Origin of the sequence: Atribacter sp. (genome assembly GCF_035418125.1) — a bacterium.
Lineage (GTDB): Bacteria > Atribacterota > Atribacteria > Atribacterales > Atribacteraceae > Atribacter > Atribacter allofermentans.
This window is the reverse complement of record NZ_DAOLQM010000234.1, coordinates 1-3,530: the sequence shown is the minus strand read 5'-3', so window position 1 is coordinate 3,530 and position 3,530 is coordinate 1. Positions and strand designations below refer to the sequence as shown.

The 3,530-nt window shown below is 39.4% G+C and carries 4 protein-coding genes; all 4 read right to left on the bottom strand.

What is annotated here, in order from left to right; genetic code table 11:
* Nucleotides 1–207: 207 nt before the first annotated feature.
* Nucleotides 208–753 (bottom strand): YceD family protein, encoded by a 546-nt coding sequence (locus PLK24_RS09785; protein ID WP_324478655.1) that lies wholly within the window; start codon nucleotides 751–753, stop codon nucleotides 208–210.
* 2 nt (nucleotides 754–755) lie between these two features.
* The gene (locus PLK24_RS09780; protein WP_324478653.1) at nucleotides 756–1,967 is read right to left on the bottom strand and encodes an acetate/propionate family kinase; all 1,212 of its coding nucleotides are present in this window, start codon (nucleotides 1,965–1,967) and stop codon (nucleotides 756–758) included.
* 117 nt (nucleotides 1,968–2,084) lie between these two features.
* Entirely contained in the window at nucleotides 2,085–3,080 is a 996-nt protein-coding gene (gene pta, locus PLK24_RS09775; protein WP_324478652.1) for a phosphate acetyltransferase, read from the bottom strand.
* Nucleotides 3,081–3,233: 153 nt separating this feature from the next.
* A partial coding sequence (locus PLK24_RS09770; RefSeq protein WP_502876067.1) for a pantetheine-phosphate adenylyltransferase occupies nucleotides 3,234–3,530 on the bottom strand: 297 nt, incomplete at its 5' end.

Sequence of the window (3,530 nt, the reverse complement as noted above, 5' to 3'; positions counted from 1 at the left end):
CATCTGATGCTGAGTGCAACACCAGGCTTACCCTGTTATATTAAAAAATGAAAACTCATTATAATAGAATACCCTTCCAATAATCAAGAGCTACCAACCATTGGAAAAACATTCAATTTAAATAAGGGTAGGTTTTGATTGCCACATAGTATAAAATACTTTATTCTATATTGCAAACTATGGGAAATGGTTGTGATACTGATTTTCTTAAACTTTCTTTTCAAGTTTAATTTTCTTTAAAGCTGCCAGGCGTGGATCGATATTATTTTTTTTGCAATCACAATGATTTTGATTGAGATTTATTCCACAGATTGGACATAATCCCTGACATCCCTCAGAACAAATCGGCTTCATAGGAAAATGAACTAATAAAGCTTCGATAACTCCCCCTTCTATATCAATTACAGCATCCTCTTCATGATAGTAATACATATCATCAGCACTTTTGGCTTCTGCTTCAAAATCCGATGCTCGTGTAATCCGGTCAAGATTACGAAATTCAAGCTTAAGAGGAGCTTCCACTTTGTAGATAAAAGGCTCAAGACATCGGGAGCAAGGAAGGATTAAAGCTGTTTTAATTTGCCCTTCCAGCAACAACCCCGAACCGCAATTAGTTACTATTAAATCTACCTGAACCGGCTGAGCAAAGGGGGTTTTTTCGTTACCAAAAGAAAGCGGTGGAAAAGTTTTTCTGAGACTTTCTTTGCTTGTCCATCCCACCTCTTTCTTTACATCGCCAATATAAACTTTCATTCTTATCTCTCCAAATCATGAACAAACTGATAGGTATCCAGGGCAATCATTAACTCCTCATTGGTTGGGATAACCATTAATTTAACCTTGGATTGATCGGAGTTGATGAAAGCCTCTTTTCTCTTTATCGTATTTTTATCATTATCAATAGATATCCCTAAAGGTTCAAGACCCTCACAAATGGTTTTTCTTATATAAGACGAGTTTTCTCCTATGCCGGCTGTGAAAACTATTCCATCCAAATCTCCAAGAATAGCATAATAGGCTCCAATATATTTTTTGGCTCGATAGGCTATGATATCGAGCGTCAGTTGGGCACGATGATTGGTTGGAGCTGCAGCTTCAATATCACGAGTATCACTTGACAATCCCGATATTCCAACTACACCACTCTTCTTATTTAAAATCTGATCCATTTCCTTCGTCGAAAGGTTCTCTTTCTCCATCAAATAGAGAAGGATGTAAGGATCCAAATCTCCAGTTCGGGTTCCCATAACTAAACCTTCCAAAGGGGTAAAACCCATCGAAGTATCAATTGATTTCCCATTTTTAATGGCGGTAAAACTAACCCCGCTGCCCATATGACAGGTTATCAAACGGAGTTCGGAAAGATCTTTGCCCATCATCTTAGCTGCCCTTCCTGCCACATATCGGTGCGAGGTACCATGAAAACCGTAACGACGGATGCCATATTTCTCATAATATTCATAGGGAATGGCATAGATATAAGCAAATTCAGGTATCGTTCCATGAAAAGCCGTATCAAATACTGCTATCTGTGGAGCTTTTTGCATAAGCGCTTGACAGGCTTCAATACCAGAAATATTTGGTGGGTTATGGAGGGGCGCTAACTCTGAACAGGCTCGAATGGTTTTCAGAACTTCATTATCAATAAGAATTGAAGCAGTAAACTTTTCTCCCCCATGGACAACCCGATGACCAACGGCATCAATTTCTGATGGGTCTTTGATAACCCCAATTTCTGGATCGGTCATCACCTCGATAATCCATTCCAATGCAATACGGTGATTAGGAACCTCCCTCTCTTTGGAATAGGACACTTGATGGTTGGTTTTATATTCAAGGCGAGAACCAGGAATGCCAATCCTCTCTACTAAGCCTTTGGCAATAACTTGATTATCGGTATTATCATTCATGCTGAGCAATTCATATTTAACCGTCGAACTTCCACAATTTACCACCAAAATATTCAATTTCCATCATCCCTTTTCTTCGAATTATTTTCCTTCAAATTTATTCCAAAGATGAATTTTAATTAATAACTGTCTTTCCCCTTGCATAATTGAAAAACCTTCTTTGAAAAAAATCACCTAAAATTGTGTTTGTAAAACAGTTACGGCAATTTGATCAACGATGTCTTGAGCTTTGCATCCCCGTGACAAGTCATTAACCGGTTTTGCCAATCCTTGCAATATTGGTCCAATGGCAGTTGCTCGAGCCAAACGCTCGGTTAATTTATAACAAATATTTCCAGCATTGAGATCGGGAAAAATGAGAACATTCGCTTTTCCTGCCACCTTGCTTCCAGGAGCTTTCTTCTCGGCCACCGAGGAAACCAAAGCAGCATCTCCTTGAAGCTCACCATCGATAAGCAATTCTGGTTTTAAAGAATGAGCAATTGCTGTCGCTTCGATAACCTTATCAACTAATTCATGCCGGGCACTTCCTTTAGTAGAAAAAGAAAGCATAGCAACTATTGGTTCAACATCTAAGAGCTGAGTTGCAGTACGGGCAGTAGTGATGGCAATATGGGCGAGTTCTTCCGAGTCAGGGTTGGGATTGAATCCCGAATCAGCGTAAAGAAATACTCCGTTTGATCCATAAAGACAATCAGGAACAACCATTAGGAAACAGCTTGACGCCAATTTAACACCAGGAGCTGTTTTAATAATCTGCAAAGCCGGGCGGATCACATCAGGGCTGGAAAGTGCTGCTCCTGATACAATCCCATCGATGCGATCATGGTACAGCATCATACAAGCATAATACATACTGCTATCCAGCCATTGCTCAGCCTGCTCTGGGGTAAGACCCTTTCCCTTACGCAATTCATAAAGTGATCGAACATATTCAGCCCTTTGTTGGTCTTTTTTATGATCGATTATTTCAACTCCAGTAAGAGAAATTCCCAAACTTTTGGTTTTTTGTTCGATAATGGCTGGATCGCCGATCAACTGAATAGCAGCGACTTGATCTCGGATTGCAATCTCAGCCGCTTGAAGAACTCTTTCGTCGTCATATTCGGGAAGCGCTATGGTTTTTTTAAGACTTTTCGCACGGTTACGGATTTCTTCCAAAACATTCATTCCATTCTTATCTCCCTTCTCAATCCCCCATTGGGTTTATTATTTTTAATCACTGAACAAAAACATCAACTCTTTATCAATAGAATAAAGGGCAAGCCTTTTAGTTTATCATAAAAGCTCAGATTCTCTAAGGTTCTAATAAAACAACCTGCCCTAAGCTTGGAATTTCTTTCTTAGTTTTTTTTCCACACCCTCGGGGACTAATCCTCGAATACATCCCCCAAACTGGGCTATTTCTTTAACAACAGTTGAGTTTAAATAGGAATACTCAGTACTAGTGGGGAGAAGAAAAGTTTCTATCTCTGGGCATATCTTTCGATTGGTAATAGCAATTTGAGTTTCATATTCATAATCAGATATTGCTCTCAAACCGCGCAGAATGATACGGCAATTTTTTTGACGAGCAAATTGCACCAGAAGACCTTGAAAAACCTCAACCGTTACATTGTT

What these genes read in the sequence shown, in the direction of transcription:
- PLK24_RS09785 (WP_324478655.1), bottom strand. Translation starts at nt 753, where the DNA reads ATGAAAGTTTATATTGGCGATGTAAAGAAAGAGGTGGGATGGACAAGC.
- pta (WP_324478652.1), bottom strand. Translation starts at nt 3,080, where the DNA reads ATGAATGTTTTGGAAGAAATCCGTAACCGTGCGAAAAGTCTTAAAAAA.